The organism is Streptomyces sp. 12E (genome assembly GCF_055633275.1).
Genome location: NZ_JBVNCJ010000001.1, coordinates 186,200 through 200,967 on the forward strand (window position 1 = coordinate 186,200; position 14,768 = coordinate 200,967).

The window sequence follows — 14,768 nt, forward strand, 5'->3', positions numbered from 1 at the left end:
CGTCCGGCGACGGCGCCCTCCAGGGCGCGCAGGGAGCGGATCGGGGCAGCCGGTGACCGCGCGATGCACTCGGTACAGGCGCACCTGGCGGTCCCACAGCCCGGGGCGTTTCGTCCTGTGGTCGGTGTCCGCTCCCGTCAAGGTCGGTGAACTCCCCGAAGCCGGGGAACGGCCGGTCCCGGACAGGCGGTTCGCCTCCCGGCTCGCGGATGGCAGCGCGACGAAGACACGGCGGTGCGCCAGGCCGGCCCGGCCGGTCGGCCGGTCGTCCGGTCAACCTGTCGGAAGGGAGGCACGAGGCCGTCGCGGAACCACGGTGGTCCCCGGCGCGAGCTGTCCGGCCCCGCCCCTGGTGACCCGGCCTGACCGCCCCGCCGGTCACCCGGCTGCGGCCCGATGCGCGCCCGTGGGGCGGCTCGTGCCAGAACAGCGCCCTCCACGGCGGCATGAAAGCCGTTCTCCAGGGCGTAGCGGCCCAGCTCACCGGCCGGACGCTCGATGAGCGCGCCGACGAGCGGGCCGGTGCGCATCGTCCACCGGATCCAGTCGAGCCGTATCCGCCACCGCGCTGCTCGGCGACAGCGCCCCCGACGGGCTTCCCGGGGGCCTTGTCCGGTCTTCCTCGTCAACCCCCGGTCTCAGTCGGCCCATACCGCTCTTCCCCGGACCGCATGAGCCATCTGACGGCACCGAGGACGAGGTACTCGTCAGCTGATCCGAAGACCGACCGCCAGCGTCAGTTCAAGGACCCGGTGTGGCGATGCGAGATCCGGGAACAGCTCCCGCAGTTGCGACATCCGGTACCGGACCGTCTGGGGATGGACGAACAACGCCGCCGCCACCTCCTCCCGCCTGCCCTGGTGCAGCAGCCACGCCCGCAACGTCTCCTCCAGCCGCCGGGCGGTCGTGACAGGCAAGGTCCGCAACGGTGCGAGGGCTCGGGCACGCAGGTCCGCGAACGCCTCCGCGTCGGCGCTCAGCACCAGCTCGGGCAGGTGGTCCTCGGTGTCGCGGATATCGGAGGAGAGGGAGCGCGCGCGTACGGCTCGTGCGTACGAGGCGGACGCACGAGTCCATGGCCGGGCCGGGCCGACCACGGCGGTGCGGTCGGTCATCTGCCTCAAGAGATGTGATCGGTCCGCATCGGGGACGAGCAGCACACCGGTGGCGTCCGGCAGATCGTCGAGGACGAGGGTGCTCGGGTCGAGCGCGCGGTAGGCAGGCCGGGCCTGGGCGGCGGGCAGCAGGACCGCGGTCAGCGAAACCGGAGGCTGCCACCCGGCCCTTTGGACAGAGGCCAGCAGCACGTCCGGGCTCGCGTCGGCGAGGAGGTCGCGGGCCAGGTGTTCCAGGTGACGCTCGTGGGCCCTGCCCCGGGCGGCCAGTTCGTCGGCGTGGCCCGCGGCGCTCGCGGCGGAGAGCTCGTCGATGTAGGCGAAGGTCAGCTCGGCGAACTTGGCGACCTCGGCGGCGGGCAGTCCTGCGGGTACGGCACCCGCTGCCAGACATCGCCAGGCCACGCGGGCGCCGACGCGGTAGGCGCTGAGCAGGGCGTCCATCGAACGGCCGTCCCGGACCTCGCCGCGGCCCAGCTCGTAGGCCGCGTCACCGGCGTCGCCGCCTGTGGCGTTCCCGCTCGCGAGGTCCAGGTAGTGCCCCAGGGCGGTGCGGACGGCTCGGCGGATGGTGGCGCCCATGTGGCCCGAAAGGGCGTTGGCGTAGGAAGGGACCTCGTCGATGATCGCCTGGACGACCTCGTCGGCGGTGGTCTTCAGCGCGGCCCGAAGTGCGGTGACCGTCGTCTCGTCCAGGGCCAGTTCGCTGGCCCTCCGGATTGCATGGCTCACGTTTTGTTCCCTGCGAACAATTCAACCGACCAGATTTACGTCCTGCGGTCAGGACTTTACGCCTTGGGGGGCAGCAAGCTGGAGTCATGACGAGTACAGCCCTGCGCAGCAGGGCGTGGAAACTGCTGGAGATGGTCACGACGCCGCTGCTGCCGTCGGACTACCTCGACCTGGTCAGCCCGTTGCGTGCGGGCGCAGACCTGCGTGGGCGCATCGAGGCCGTGCACCCCGAGACGGGTGACGCCGCGACTGTCGTGATCAGGCCTGGGCGAGGCTGGCGCGGCCACACGGCCGGCCAGTACGTGCGGATCGGGGTCGACGTCGACGGGGTGCGCCTGTGGCGCGCCTACTCCATCACCTCGCCGACGACCCGCCAGGACGGCCGCTTCACGATCACCGTGAAGGCGATCCCGGACGGCAAGGTCAGCAACCACCTGGTCCGCAGGGCGAAACCGGGCACGCTGATCCAGCTCGACCAGGCGACCGGTGACTTCGTGCTGCCGCAGCCCAAGCCCGCCAAGGTGCTCTACCTGACGGCCGGCAGCGGCATCACGCCCGTGATGGGCATGCTGCGCGACACCGAGTTCGACGACGTCGTCATGGTCCACTGCGCGCCACGGCCGCAAGACGTCATCTTCCGCAACGAACTGCACGACCTGGTCGCGGACAAGAAGCTGCGGCTCTCCGAGGTGCACACCGCCACGGACGGCATGCTCGACATCGCCCGTCTCGACGAACTCGTGCCCGACTGGGCCGAGCGCGAGACCTGGGCTTGCGGGCCCGCGGGCCTGCTCGACGCCGCCGAAGAGCACTGGAGCGAGCACGGCGTACAAGAGCGCCTGCACACCGAACGCTTCCGCCCCGGCATCGTCGTCGCCGGCGACGGCGGCGAGGTCACGTTCAGCGTCACCGGCAAGACCGTCGACGCGGACGGCGCCACGCCGTTGCTGGACATCGGCGAGGAGGCCGGCGTGCTCATGCCCTCCGGGTGCCGCATGGGCATCTGCTTCGGCTGCATCACGCCGCTCAAGGCGGGCGCCGTCCGCGACCTGCGCACTGGCGAGATCACCGAGGCCGAGCCGGGCGTCCTCATCCAGACCTGCGTGTCCGCCGCGGCGGGCCCCTGCGACATCGAACGGTAGGAGCACCTTGACCGCCATCGACCCCACCGCCCACCTGACTGCGGAACAGATCGAGGAGCTCGGCCGCGAGCTGGACGCGATCCGCGACGAGGTGATCGCCAGCCGCGGCGAGAAAGACGCCGCCTACATCCGTAAGGTCATCTCCGCGCAGCGCAAGCTCGAGCTGGTCAGCAGAGGCGTGCTGCTGTTCTCGATCTTCCCGCCCGCCTGGCTGCTCGGCACCGCCGGTCTGTCCGTGGCGAAGATCATGGACAACATGGAGATCGGCCACAACGTCCTGCACGGCCAGTGGGACTGGATGCGAGACCCGAAGATCCACTCCACCACCTGGGAGTGGGATCACGTCTCGCCCTCCGATCAGTGGAAGCACTCGCACAACGAGCTGCACCACACGTACACCAACGTGATCGGCAAGGACAACGACCTCGGCTACGGCATCATGCGCGTCGACGAGGACCAGAAGTGGCACCCGTTCCACCTCGGCCAGCCGCTGTGGAACTTCCTCAACGCCTGCTTCTTCGAGTACGGCATCGCAGCGTACGACCTGGAGCTCGGCAAGAACCTGCGCAAGCGCCGCCGCAAGGACCCGGAGTTCCGCGCGCGGGCCAGGGCCGTGGGCCGCAAGATCCGCAAGCAGGTGCTCAAGGACTACGTGGTTCACCCGCTGCTGTCGGGCCCGTCGTTCCTCCCCACGCTCGCCGCCACGTTCACCGCGAACCTGGTCCGCAACATCTGGTCCCACTCGGTGATCATGTGCGGGCACTTCCCCGAGGGCGTGCAGGTCTTCGAGCGCCGGTCGATCAAGGGCGAGACGCGCGGCCAGTGGTACCTGCGCCAGATGATGGGCTCGGCGAACATCAGCGGCAGCAGGGCCATGCACTTCATGACCGGCAACCTGTCACACCAGATCGAGCACCACCTGTTCCCGGACCTGCCGAGCAACCGGTACGCCGAGGTCGCGGTGAAGGTGCGCGCGCTGTTCGAGAAATACGAGCTGGAGTACGTCACCGGGCCGCTGCCCAAGCAGGTGTTCTCCGCGTGGCGCAAGGTCTTCCGGCTCTCGCTGCCGAACAGGAAGCCCGAGGTCAAGGCGCCGGACCGTGAGCAGGAACTCCTCGCGGCCTGACTCCGGTACCGGTTCGGATCTTTCGGCCGTACCGGCGGCGCCGTCGTCGGCTTCGGTGAGACTCGTCGCGGACGGTGGGCGACCGCGACGTCGGATGCGTCGGGTCACGCGGGACTCCAGGAGTGAAGTGGGGTCAGGCCCCGGCGCGCAGCGCGGCGGGTTGCAGGACGGTGAGCAGCGGGACGGGGACGGCTTGCAGGACGGTCCACGCCGTGCGGGCGGTGGTGGTGTCCCGCCAGTCGAGGGCGAGGGAGGTGATGCTCGCCGCCGCCCACACGGCCCCGGTCACGGCGACCAGCAGCACCCACGCGAGCGGCGGATGGGCGCGGACGGCCGGCAGAGCAGCGCCCGCGCCCGGTTGCGTCCAGGGCGAGGAGGCGGCGGAGCCGGGCAGCCGTCGGCGGGCGGGACCGCGCCGCGGCGCCGGGCGTGCACGACGGTGTCATCGAGTTCTCCGGGAGTCGATGACATTCACCGGCGACCGGCGGGATGTTGTAGTTGAGGCGGAAGGTGTTCCGGGAAGGGGATCAGCGCCACCGACGAGTTCATCTCGTCCGGCACCATGGTGGTCCGCCCCGCGTACGCCTCCAGGAGGCCGGGTGCCTGCTCGGCATCGTAGAAGAGGCCGCCGCCGTAGAGCCGGACCACCGGGACCAGGCCGAACTCCATGCCCGTGACGATGCCGAAGTTGCCCCGTCCGCCCAGCAGCGCCCCGTACAGGTCCGGGTCGTCTTCCGGGGTCACGTGGCGCTGCTCGCCGTCCGCGGTCACCACGTCCATGGCCAGGACCCGGTCGGCCGCCCAGCCGTGACTGCGTCCGAGCAGCGGGAGTCCGCCGCCCAAGGTGCAGGAGACGACGCCCACGTGCGGGGCGGAACCGCCCAGCGGCGCCAGTCCGTGCCGCGCCGCCTCGGGGATCAGCCGCTCGAAGCGGACGCCGGCCGCGCCACCGGTGGAGTGCCCTGCCGCCCCGGTCCGCCGAGTGTCGACCATACGTGCGTGTGGGAGGCACCCCTGTCCGCGGATCGTGCCTGACAGGGCTCGAAGCGCTGTCAACCGGTCGATCACGAAGGGGAGGTCACGCGCCCGCTCCTCGTCCGTGGCGACCCGCTCGCACGCTCGCCGTCCGAGGTGCAGTCCGCTTGCATCATCCGCTGCACGAGCGCGACCGCCTGCGTGCGACTCGTCTCCGCAGCACTCATCAGATCCCTCCGCCGGGTCACCCTGACGGAACGAGTGATCGCCCGGACAGACCCCAGCGGCGCCGGCGGCTTCACCTTTCACAGGCTGTCCTGGTCGTCGTACGCGAGCGAGGCGACCTTGCCACCGCGGAGCTGCCGCGCGTCGCTGATCCACGGCGGGGAGGGGCTCGTCCGTCGGCCACGTCGGCCCGTTCGTTGATGACTGCCTCATGGCGGTACCACGGCTTTGACGGAACTCCGACGGCACCCGTCCTGGCGCCGGTGCGAGGACCGGCAGGTCACAACGTGCCAGCAGAGCGGCAGCGCCTCACTGGCCGAGGCCTGCCCCCGCGTGTCTGGCCGAGGGGTCGGCAGCACCGGGAGCACCCGTCCCATCGGTGTCGGCCCCGGTGCGGGACCGGGTCAGCCGCCCGTGCGGCCGCCGCGCGTCCAGCGCCGCCCCTCAAGGGGCAGCCGGTGTGCCCGGGGGCTGTTCGGGGATCCGCCGATGGATGTCCTCCAGCAGGTCGCGCATGGCCATGCGGAAGATCTCCGCTTGGTGCTCGCCGATGAAGGAGGTGTGACCGAAGGCCTCCAGGACGACCATGCCGTGCATGTGCCCCCAGGTGCCGAGGAGGAGAGCGGCTGCGGAAGGCGGCAGGGTTTCCGCGCCATGCGGAAACAGGTGCTCCAGGTGCGTCTGCAGAGCCGGCGAGAGCGCCCGAGTGTCGGCTGCGGCGAGTTGTGCCGTGGTGAACCCATCGAACATCTCTCGCTGGAAGACCGTGCTCAGTCGCCGCATCGCCTGGGTGGTCGGGCCCTCGGCAGGCGCCTCGTAATGGCGCAGCGGTGCGCCGTACAGCAGCTGGAATCGCTCGACGTGGGTGACGGCCCAGCGGCGATAGCCCTCGGCGGCGGCCAGGAACCGCCGTGCAGCCGGTTCGTCGGCCGCTGCGTCGACGGCTGCTGTCACGGCATCGGTCAGGTCGTCGTACGCCTTGGCCAGCAACGCCGTGACGAGGGCGTCCCGGTTCGGGAAGTAGTGGTAGAGCCCCTGCACGGTCATGCCGAGGTCGCGGGCGACCGCTCGCAGGGACAGGGCGTGCGGCCCGTGCTCGGCGATCTGGCGCTCGGCGGCGTCCACGATCTCTCGAGTGGCGACGGCTCGGCGTCGCTGGCGCAGGGAGGGCAGGACCGTCGCGGGCTTTTCGGCGAACATGCGGCGATCCTAAGGCGGTTGACGGGACAGGTCATCAGAGAACTACACCCGACCGAAAAACCTGACAGTGTCAGGTAAATCTCCTCCTGCTCAAGAACGTACTACCCCGTTAGCGTCGTTCCCGGCGGCGACGAGCGCGGCATCGCGCACCCCCTGCCGGGGCGAAGAGGGCTCTGCGACGCATTCCGCCGGCTTCTCGCCCGGCCGCCGCCTCTCGGCTTTCCCCGAAGTACCCCGAAGGAGATCCACTCGTGTTCGAACGTATGGCCGACTTGGCGATCCGCCGGTCCCGACTGGTGCTGGTCGTGGCTGCCTTGGCCGTGGCACTGATGGGCGTGGTGGGTGCCGGCGCTTTCGGCAAGCTGAAGGGAGGCGGCTTCGACGACCCCGCCTCCCCCTCCACACGGGCAGCGAACGTCATCGCCGACAAGTTCGGCGGCGAGACCAACCTCGTCCTGCTGGTCCGCTCCCCCGACGGCCGCATCGACACCCCCGCCGCCGAGGAGAACGGCCAGGACCTGGTGGCCGACCTCAAGAAGGACGAGCGGCTCAGCAACGTCGTCTCGTTCTGGGAGACGAACAGCCCGCACCTGCGTTCCGAGGACGGCCGTGAGGCCATGGTGCTCGCCCACGTGAAAGGCGACACCACCGAGCAGCGGGAAAGCGCCATCGCGATCCTGGACACCTACAGCGGCTCCTACGAGGACACCCTCACCGTCCGGGCCGGAGGAGGCGCCGCTGTAGGAGCCGACGTGTCGAACCAGGTGGTCGAGGATCTGGTCCTCGCCGAGGTGATCGCCATACCGCTGACCCTCGTGCTGCTCCTGATCGTCTTCGGCAGCGTCGTCGCGGCGCTGTTGCCGCTCGCCATCGCCGTCATCGCCGTCATCGGCTCGTTCGCCCAGCTCTTCCTGCTCGGCAGCGTCACCGACGTGGCCGACACCGCGACCAACCTCACCACCGCCCTGGGTCTCGGACTGGGCATCGACTACGCCCTGTTGATGGTCAGCCGCTTCCGGGAGCAGATCGCGGCCGGGGTGAGCGTGGACGACGCCGTCCGGCGGACGGTGCACACCGCGGGCCGCACCGTCGCCTTCTCCGCAGCGACCGTCGCGGCGGCCCTGGCAGCCCTCACGGTGTTCCCGCAGTACTTCCTGCGCTCGCTCGGCTTCACCGGGGTCGGCGTCGTCGTCATCGCCGCCCTGAGCACCCTGTTCGTGATGCCGGCCCTGCTGAAGACCTTGGGGCACCGGGTCAACGGCGGACGGATGCCGTGGGCGAAGTCGCGGCGCTCCGAAGCTCAGGCACCCGTGTGGGGACGGCTGGCGCGCACCGTCATGCGGCGGCCCGTGCTCACAGCGGTGCCCGTTCTCGCCGTGCTGCTGCTGGCGGCGAGCCCTCTGCTGAACGTCACCTTCGGGACGTCGGACGAGCGCGTGCTGCCCAAGGACGCCGAGAGCCGCCAGGTCTCACAGGTCCTGCGGGAGGAGTTCGGCGGCAGCGAGGACTCGGCCGTCTTCATCGCCATCGACACCTCCGTGGCCGAAGCCCCACTGGCCTCGTACGCGGGGCGACTGGCCGCGCTCGAGGGCGTCGAGCGCGTCGAGACCAGCGCGGGCACCTACAGCGCGGGACGGCCCGCCGCGGCCGACCCGGCCGACTCCGCCCTCGGCCGGCCCGACGCACAGCGGATCAATGTGGTGAGCAGCCTGACGCCGAAGTCGGAGGCGGCCGAGAGCCTGGTCGAGCAGGTGCGCTCGGTGACTCCGCCTCCGGGGACGGATCCCTTGGTCGGCGGGAACGACGCCGTACTGGTCGACGCCAAGGAATCCATCACCGACAAGCTCCCGTTGGCCGTGGCCCTGGTCGTCCTCACCACCTTCCTGCTGCTCTTCCTGTTCACCGGCAGCGTCGTGCAGCCGTTGCGCGCGCTGGCACTCAACCTCATCAGCCTGGGCGCCACCCTCGGTGTGATGACCTGGATCTTCCAGGACGGCAACCTCTCCTCACTGCTCGGCTTCACCGCCCAGCCGATGGAGCTGTCGATGACCGTGCTGATGTTCTGCATCGGCTTCGGCCTCTCGATGGACTATGAGGTCTTCGTCACCAGCCGGATCAAGGAGCTCCACGACCAGGGAGCGGACAACGAGACCGCCGTGGTCAACGGCCTCGGCCACACCGGGCGCATCGTCAGCGCGGCCGCCTTCCTGCTCGCGGTGAGCTTCTTCGCCTTCGGCACCGCCGAACTCAGCTTCATACAGATGTTCGGCCTCGGCAGCGGACTGGCCATCCTCATCGACGCCCTCGCCGTCCGCGGCGTGCTCGTCCCCGCCGCGATGCGTCTGCTGGGGAACTCGGCCTGGTACGCGCCCGGCTTCCTGCGCACGTTCCACGCGCGGTACGGCCTCAGCGAAGGCGGTCCCAAGCCGACGTCCGCCCCCGGACCGGCGGCAGCTGCCCGGGCGGGCGCAAAGGAGTCGACCATGGTGTGACCCGTCTGACCACCGCTCAGCCACCCACCGCAGCTCATCGCGCAAGGCTCAGGAGGTAAGGAAGTGGGTTCCTCCCACGTGTTCCCCCTCAGGCGGACGACCGGCCGTATCCGGGGAACCGACTGCCTCGACGATCAGCCGGAGTGCTGCGGCGGGCCCCTCGAGAACAGTGCGACCACGGTCCGTCAGCCGTATCCCTCGTGGACCGCTTGCGGTCACCACCCCCTTTGCGGGACTCCGGAGTCCCGGCCTGTTCCAGGGGGTGCAACCGTGCCGTGCCACTCCCCCACCGCGCCGGAAGCGGCGTCGGGGTCGGCGGTGCCGACGGCTTCGAGGAGCACGTCCGGGTCGTGGTCGCTGCAGGCGGGCGCCGAAGCTCTTGTCGCGTCCGTATGAGTGGCTGGTGACGTTCCGGCCGGTTCGCACGGCGAGCCGAATGCCGCGGCCGGAGGACGCGGCCGGTCGCGTCAAAGCGGGCCGGGACGCGGGGCGCGCGTCACCCGGCCGCCGCGCGGGGCAGGGCCGGAAGCCGGAGGGTTGCGTATGGCCAGGCCTGGCAGGTGGAACAGTGCTCGTGGTTGTCGTGGTCGTACTCGCTCCAGGCGTTCCGTCCGGGGAGGCCGCGGACGGTGACAGGGGTCACGGCTGAGGGCCTTCTGGCCTGGTGTGGATCGCGACATCTGCACCGGCCACCGGCGGCCGGAAAGGCCCCCGCGGCTCACCGCAATGCGCCCCCGACCGGGACCGGACGGCTGCGTCCGGCCCGCTGCGTGGCCGTCGAACAGAACCCCGACGAGCTGGTCAACGCCGACCTCAAGCACAGCCCGCCTCGGCAGCACCCAGCGCGAGATCAGGCCGAACGCGCCGCCGGGGCCCGCCGCTTCCTCCGCGATCGGCGCGCGGCCCGCACGTCCGCCACGCGCGTCGAGCAGGCAGGCGGGGGTGTTCAGGAAATGACCGGCCACCCTCGAAGGCATCGAAGACGTGACCTGGGCCCTGCCCGAGCCGAGGCGTCTGCTGCCGGCCGGTCAGTCGCCGAGGGCTTCGGCCATCGTGTCGAGGTCGGCCAGCAGGGCCGTCAGGCGGCCCGGGGCCACTTTGCTGATCATGCGCTGCTCAATGGCATAGACGGCGCCGCGGGCGGCGTGCAGGCGTTCCCGGCCGGCCGGGGTGAGGTGCACGGGCAGGGCGCGGCCGTGCTCGGCGGAAGCCGGGCGGGTGATCAGGCCGGCTTCACTCAGGCCGCGCAGGACGACGTTGGCGGACTGCCGGGTGACGAACGTGCCGCGAGCCAGGTCGGCGTTGGACAGACCGGGCTGTTCATCAAGGAGTTCCAGGCAGGAGTACTGCGGGACGGTCAGGCCGTGTTCGCGCAGCGCCTTGTCCATGGCGGAGCGCAGCGCGGCCGAGGTGCGCTTGAGGCGGTATCCCACGTGCTCGGTGACGTCCTGGGCTGGGTGCGGCGGGGGAACGGGCATCCGATCTTCCATGTCAGCATTTTGACATGCTCGACAGGATGTATCTACAGTCCTCGATGTCAAAGTACTGACATCCAATTTCTGGAGGAACCATGACCGCCACCGTCGAGGGCCCCGACTTCATCGCTCTGCAGGTCACAGACCTGCCCGCGGCAGCGGCCTTCTTCGAGGAGCACCTCGGCCTGCGCCGTGCCCCCGTCTCGCCGCCCCACGCGGTGGTCTTCGCCACCACCCCGATCCCCTTCGCCGTCCGTGAGCCGCTGCCGGGCACCGACCTGACCGGCGACTCGACCCCAGGCCTGGGAGTGGCGCTGTGGCTGCGCACCAACGACGCCACCCGGCTGCACGCGCAGCTCGTCGCGGCAGGCGTCGAGGTGGCCGGCCCGGTACAGGACAGCCCCTTCGGGCCGACGTTCACCTTCACCGGCCCCGAGGGCTACCGGCTCACCGTCCACGGAGGCTGATCACGACCACCACCGTCCCCGCTCCTCACGGCCGGGTCTCGCTCACCGCTGCCCTGCGCCGCTCACGCCGGTGATCTGCCGGCCGAAGAGGGGCTGCTGGGGCGACAGATGTGACAGCCCGCACGGGACTTGTCCGGGCGATCACGTGCGGAGCCAGATGGTGAGGGCGGTGGCGGTGGCGGTGGCGGTGGCGGTGGCGAGGAAAACATAGCCGCGGTAGAAGCCGGGCAGGGTGATCCGGCCCTGGTCGCCGTGGAGCCGACCGGCCAGGCGGCAGATCTCGGTCAGGGGGCTGGGGGCGGCACCGGCGACGACGCAGGACGTCGGCGACCTCGGCGTCCGCGTCCGCCAGCCGGTTCAGCGGAGCTGGCTTCCCGGCATCGGTGTAACCGGTGATCGCCACGGACGGGACGTGGTCACGGATCCGGCGCCGCGTCACCTCCCGTCGGCGGGCGGTGCGCCGCACCTGCTCGCGCAGGGTCCGCATGCGTCGGCGCAGATGGCGACGCTGGATTTCCAGCCGCGTCTCACCGCGACCGCGGACTCCGACGCCCGCGCCGCCGACGCGCGAAGTTCGGCCAGATCCATACCGATGAGCTGCGCCGCCGACCTCGCAGGGCGATACACGGTGAGCCGACGCACCCGAGCCGTTACCGGACGAGGTGGCTCTCGATGTGGTCGATCACCGCTGACACGGCCTGCCGGTAGGCGGTGCTCGACCGGCGGACCTGGGACAGCAGCATGCCGCCCTGGACGGCGGCCAGCAGAGCGGTGGCGAGCGCGGCGGTATCAGCGCGCTCGCTCAGCTCGCCGCGTGCCTGCATGCGTGCGAGTCCCGTCCTGATGGGGCCTTCCCACCGGTCGAAGGCGGAGGCGAGTCTGGTCCGTGCCGACTGGCCGCTGTCGGCGAGCTCGCTGGCGAGCGAGCCGATCTCGCAGCCGCCTTCGCATCCCCTGGCATCCTGCCGGCTCCCTGCCCTGTCGCACCACTCGCGCAGGGCCTCGATGCTGTCCAGGTTGTCCAGCAGCGGACGCTGCTGGGCGAGCTGGGCGTCCGTCTGATGGTCGATGACCGCCAGGACCAGGCCCTGCTTGTCGCCGAAGTAGTGGTAGATCTGCGACGCGCTGACCCCGGCGGCCGCCTGAATGTCCGGGATGCTCGTGCCTCCCGCGCCACGCTGGAACATCAGTTCCGCAGCGGCCTCGATGATGCGTTCGCGGGTCTTGCGGCCGCCCTTGGTGAGCCGCTGCTTCTTCGGCTCTTCGGTCTTCACTGATGCGCTCATGCACCCACGCTACCCAAGTTGGAATTGACATTCCAATTACGCGCCCTCGATGATCCTGGAAAGATCATTCCACACCAGACGGCCCTCTCTCCAGATAGGTGAGCGCTATGCCCCTCGACCCGCAGATCGAGACCCTGCTCAAGAAAGTGGCCGCGGAAGACAGACCGGCGCCCGAGACTCTGACGGTGGCGGAGAACCGCGCCTTCGGGCGCGCCTTCGGCGCCCTGGCCGGCGCTCCCGCACCGGTCGCCGACGTCCGGGACACCGCGGCCGTTGCCGACGGCCGCGAAATACCCGTCCGTGTCTACCGGCCCGTCACCGAGCCGAACGCCGGGCCGCTGCCCGTGACGCTCTTCTTCCACGGCGGCGGGTGGGTCTTCGGTGACCTGGACACCCAGGACAACATCGCCCGCACCGTGGCCGGCCGCTCCGGAACGATCGTGGTCTCCGTCGACTACCGGCTGGCACCCGAGCACCGCTTCCCGGCCGCGGTCGACGACGCCTACGCCGCGCTGACCTGGGTCGCGGACAACGCCGCCGGCTTCGGGGGCGACGGAGAGCGCATCGCCGTGTTCGGCGAGAGCGCCGGCGGCAACCTTGCCGCGGTTCTCGCACAGGAGTCCCTGCGCCGCGGAGGACCGCGCATCACGCTCCAGGTGCTCGCCTACCCGGCGGTCGACCGGTTCGACGACAGCCCTTCGATGTACGAGAACCTGACGGGCCCGGTCCTCTCCCGTTCCTACCTCGAGTGGTTCTGGGGCGCCTACCTCAGCACCCCGGACCAGGGCGCCGATCCGCGGGTCTCGCCGGCGCGCTCCGGCGAGCTGGCCGGACTCGCTCCCGCCGTCATCGCCACCGCCGAGAACGACCCCCTGCGCGACCAGGGCGACCACTACGCCCGCAAACTGGCCGACGCCGGCGTGCCGGTCCAGCACCTCCCGGTCGAGGGAGCCGTTCACGGCTTCCTGTCGTTCACCGGCTCGGTGCAACTCTCGCGGGACATACTGAACCAGCTCTCGGACGCTGTGGCCGCGGCCTTCGACTGACCCGGCCTGTGCGGCACCGCCAGTCGCCAAACCTCTGCCGCACGCAAGCGGGACAGCGACCACCACGGTGGCCGCGCGGGGACGGGCTTACGGCCGCGTGTCCGGCCGGTCCGGCCCCGGGCGGCGCGGTGCGCACTCCTCGTACACCGGTCCGGAGCCCGGCGTCGCGGGCGACGGCCGTACCCAGCGGCAGGATCGAGTGAGGCGAGACAGCGAACCCCAGGGATCGTCCGCTTGCTTATGGTCACGGAGGAGGCCGGAACGTCGGCTCGGGTCGGGTAGTCGGACAGTGGTGCGGGCCCGCTCCGGAGGAATGCGGTGATGACGGCCGCTGCTCGTTGGTCGTCGTCACCCGGACCGTTCCACATCCGGTGGCCGACGCCGGGCATGTACTGGGTGCGCTGGACGGCGGGGGCGTTCTCGAGGATGGTTGTCGCCCACTGCCGGACCCGAAAGGAGCGCTCGGCGATCGTCAGCGTCGTGGGCGTCCGGGAGCGCCTCGGCTGAGGGGCGGTGGAGAGGGAGTCCTTGACCGTCTGCTGGACGCGGAGGCCGGCGGCGACGTTGAAGGAGAAGTTGCGCGCCGTGTCCTCGACCGGGATGCGGTGCGCGTCCTGCGCGCAGCAGGCGGACGCGGTGTCGCTGCCGAGACCGGCGGCGGTGAAGGCGTTGCCGCCCTCCGCCCGTCCTGCCAGCCCGTTGTCCGGGCTGAGCAGTCCGAGCCGCAGGAGGCCGAACGCGACCGCGTACCGCGGGATGCGTGTGGAGCGCGGACCGGTTATGGCCGGCCCTTCCGCCCCGCGGTCCGGGCGGTGGGTCCGTCCATCGGGCCCGGCCCGGCGATGACCGCCCGAGGGCGTGCCGGGAGGGGCCCCTCACAGCGCGGCACGTCGGCGCGTGCCTACGAGGTCACGCAGCCGCGGTTTCCGCGAGCTTCTGGAACTCGCCCAAGTCGTAGTTGGCGAGTGCGGAATCCAGATTGGTCAGTGCCCCCAGATGCTCGACGAAGCCCTTCGGGTCGTACTCGATCTGCAGCGTGACCCTGCTGGATGTGTCGCTGAGCCGATGGAAAGTGACCACGCCCGCGTGGTGGACCCCTTCTGTCGTCCGCCAGGCGATCCGGTGCTCGAGCACCACCTCGGTCAGTTCGGCCACGAAGTTCTTGTCCGCGCCGGGCAACGACAGTTGCCATGCGAAGCGGCGCTCGTCGAGCCGTTGCACTATGCGGACGTGACTCAGAAATGACGGCCACTTGGTCACGTCACTCCACAGAGCCCAGGTCACGGACACGGGAGCCTCGATGTCGACTGTCTCTACCAGGGAGGCGGACACACGGAACCCCTCTCGCTATCGGCCGTGGGCGGCACTGCCGCAGGCGGTGAACAGATGAACCCCTGCTACCCTCAGCCGACCGGAGCACACGGCCTCACCCCTTCCACCTGGTCGACCGGACCGCCCGGATCCTCGCCCGCGAGCCGGAGATCGTC

The 14,768-nt window shown here is 70.6% G+C and carries 14 protein-coding genes and 1 pseudogene; 6 read left to right on the top strand and 9 right to left on the bottom strand.

Features of this window, described 5'->3' with window-relative positions:
• Positions 1–707: 707 nt before the first annotated feature.
• Positions 708–1,847: a PucR family transcriptional regulator gene (locus ACZ8ZB_RS00930; protein WP_470735797.1), complete on the bottom strand. Its 1,140-nt coding sequence runs from the start codon at positions 1,845–1,847 to the stop codon at positions 708–710.
• Between the two features lie 86 nt (positions 1,848–1,933).
• On the opposite strand from ACZ8ZB_RS00930, the gene ACZ8ZB_RS00935 reads away from it, so the two are divergent.
• Together ACZ8ZB_RS00935 and ACZ8ZB_RS00940 are read left to right on the top strand one after the other, a co-directional pair.
• A complete protein-coding gene (locus tag ACZ8ZB_RS00935) occupies positions 1,934–2,989 on the top strand; it encodes a ferredoxin reductase (protein WP_470735798.1) in 1,056 nt (351 codons plus the stop codon).
• Between the two features lie 7 nt (positions 2,990–2,996).
• Positions 2,997–4,115 carry a fatty acid desaturase family protein gene (locus ACZ8ZB_RS00940; RefSeq protein ID WP_470735799.1) on the top strand — a complete coding sequence of 373 codons (1,119 nt, stop codon included), beginning with the start codon at positions 2,997–2,999 and terminating at the stop codon, positions 4,113–4,115.
• A gap of 133 nt (positions 4,116–4,248) precedes the next feature.
• On the opposite strand, the gene ACZ8ZB_RS00945 is transcribed toward ACZ8ZB_RS00940, so the two are convergent.
• From ACZ8ZB_RS00945 to ACZ8ZB_RS00955, 3 genes are all read right to left on the bottom strand, one after another.
• The gene (locus tag ACZ8ZB_RS00945; RefSeq protein WP_470735800.1) at positions 4,249–4,419 is read right to left on the bottom strand and encodes a hypothetical protein; all 171 of its coding nucleotides are present in this window, start codon (positions 4,417–4,419) and stop codon (positions 4,249–4,251) included.
• Between the two features lie 167 nt (positions 4,420–4,586).
• The gene (locus ACZ8ZB_RS00950; protein ID WP_470735801.1) at positions 4,587–5,108 is read right to left on the bottom strand and encodes an FAD-binding protein; all 522 of its coding nucleotides are present in this window, start codon (positions 5,106–5,108) and stop codon (positions 4,587–4,589) included.
• 651 nt (positions 5,109–5,759) lie between these two features.
• Entirely contained in the window at positions 5,760–6,515 is a 756-nt protein-coding gene (locus tag ACZ8ZB_RS00955; RefSeq protein ID WP_470735802.1) for a TetR/AcrR family transcriptional regulator, read from the bottom strand.
• 251 nt (positions 6,516–6,766) lie between these two features.
• Between ACZ8ZB_RS00955 and ACZ8ZB_RS00960 the strand changes: the two genes are divergently transcribed.
• Entirely contained in the window at positions 6,767–9,007 is a 2,241-nt protein-coding gene (locus ACZ8ZB_RS00960; RefSeq protein WP_470735803.1) for an MMPL family transporter, read from the top strand.
• A gap of 496 nt (positions 9,008–9,503) precedes the next feature.
• Here ACZ8ZB_RS00960 and ACZ8ZB_RS00965 read toward each other — a convergent pair whose 3' ends face one another.
• Together ACZ8ZB_RS00965 and ACZ8ZB_RS00970 are read right to left on the bottom strand one after the other, a co-directional pair.
• Entirely contained in the window at positions 9,504–9,650 is a 147-nt protein-coding gene (locus ACZ8ZB_RS00965) for a hypothetical protein (protein WP_470735804.1), read from the bottom strand.
• Between the two features lie 385 nt (positions 9,651–10,035).
• Positions 10,036–10,497 (bottom strand): MarR family winged helix-turn-helix transcriptional regulator, encoded by a 462-nt coding sequence (locus ACZ8ZB_RS00970; protein WP_470735805.1) that lies wholly within the window; start codon positions 10,495–10,497, stop codon positions 10,036–10,038.
• Between the two features lie 80 nt (positions 10,498–10,577).
• Between ACZ8ZB_RS00970 and ACZ8ZB_RS00975 the strand changes: the two genes are divergently transcribed.
• Positions 10,578–10,949: a VOC family protein gene (locus ACZ8ZB_RS00975; RefSeq protein WP_470735806.1), complete on the top strand. Its 372-nt coding sequence runs from the start codon at positions 10,578–10,580 to the stop codon at positions 10,947–10,949.
• A gap of 25 nt (positions 10,950–10,974) precedes the next feature.
• On the opposite strand, the pseudogene ACZ8ZB_RS00980 reads toward ACZ8ZB_RS00975, so the two are convergent.
• Positions 10,975–11,514 (bottom strand): annotated as a pseudogene (locus tag ACZ8ZB_RS00980) (hypothetical protein); the annotation flags it as partial.
• Positions 11,515–11,599: 85 nt separating this feature from the next.
• Positions 11,600–12,235: a TetR/AcrR family transcriptional regulator gene (locus ACZ8ZB_RS00985; RefSeq protein WP_470735807.1), complete on the bottom strand. Its 636-nt coding sequence runs from the start codon at positions 12,233–12,235 to the stop codon at positions 11,600–11,602.
• A 107-nt stretch (positions 12,236–12,342) separates the two neighbouring features.
• On the opposite strand from ACZ8ZB_RS00985, the gene ACZ8ZB_RS00990 reads away from it, so the two are divergent.
• Both ACZ8ZB_RS00990 and ACZ8ZB_RS00995 read left to right on the top strand, forming a co-directional pair.
• Positions 12,343–13,281, top strand: a complete 939-nt coding sequence (locus tag ACZ8ZB_RS00990; RefSeq protein WP_470735808.1) for an alpha/beta hydrolase — start codon at positions 12,343–12,345, stop codon at positions 13,279–13,281.
• A 321-nt stretch (positions 13,282–13,602) separates the two neighbouring features.
• Complete coding sequence (locus ACZ8ZB_RS00995) at positions 13,603–13,788, top strand: hypothetical protein (protein WP_470735809.1); 186 nt, start codon at positions 13,603–13,605, stop codon at positions 13,786–13,788.
• A gap of 402 nt (positions 13,789–14,190) precedes the next feature.
• Here the strand turns inward: ACZ8ZB_RS00995 and ACZ8ZB_RS01000 are convergent, their stop codons facing one another.
• Positions 14,191–14,613: an SRPBCC family protein gene (locus tag ACZ8ZB_RS01000; protein WP_470735810.1), complete on the bottom strand. Its 423-nt coding sequence runs from the start codon at positions 14,611–14,613 to the stop codon at positions 14,191–14,193.
• Positions 14,614–14,768: the final 155 nt, after the last annotated feature.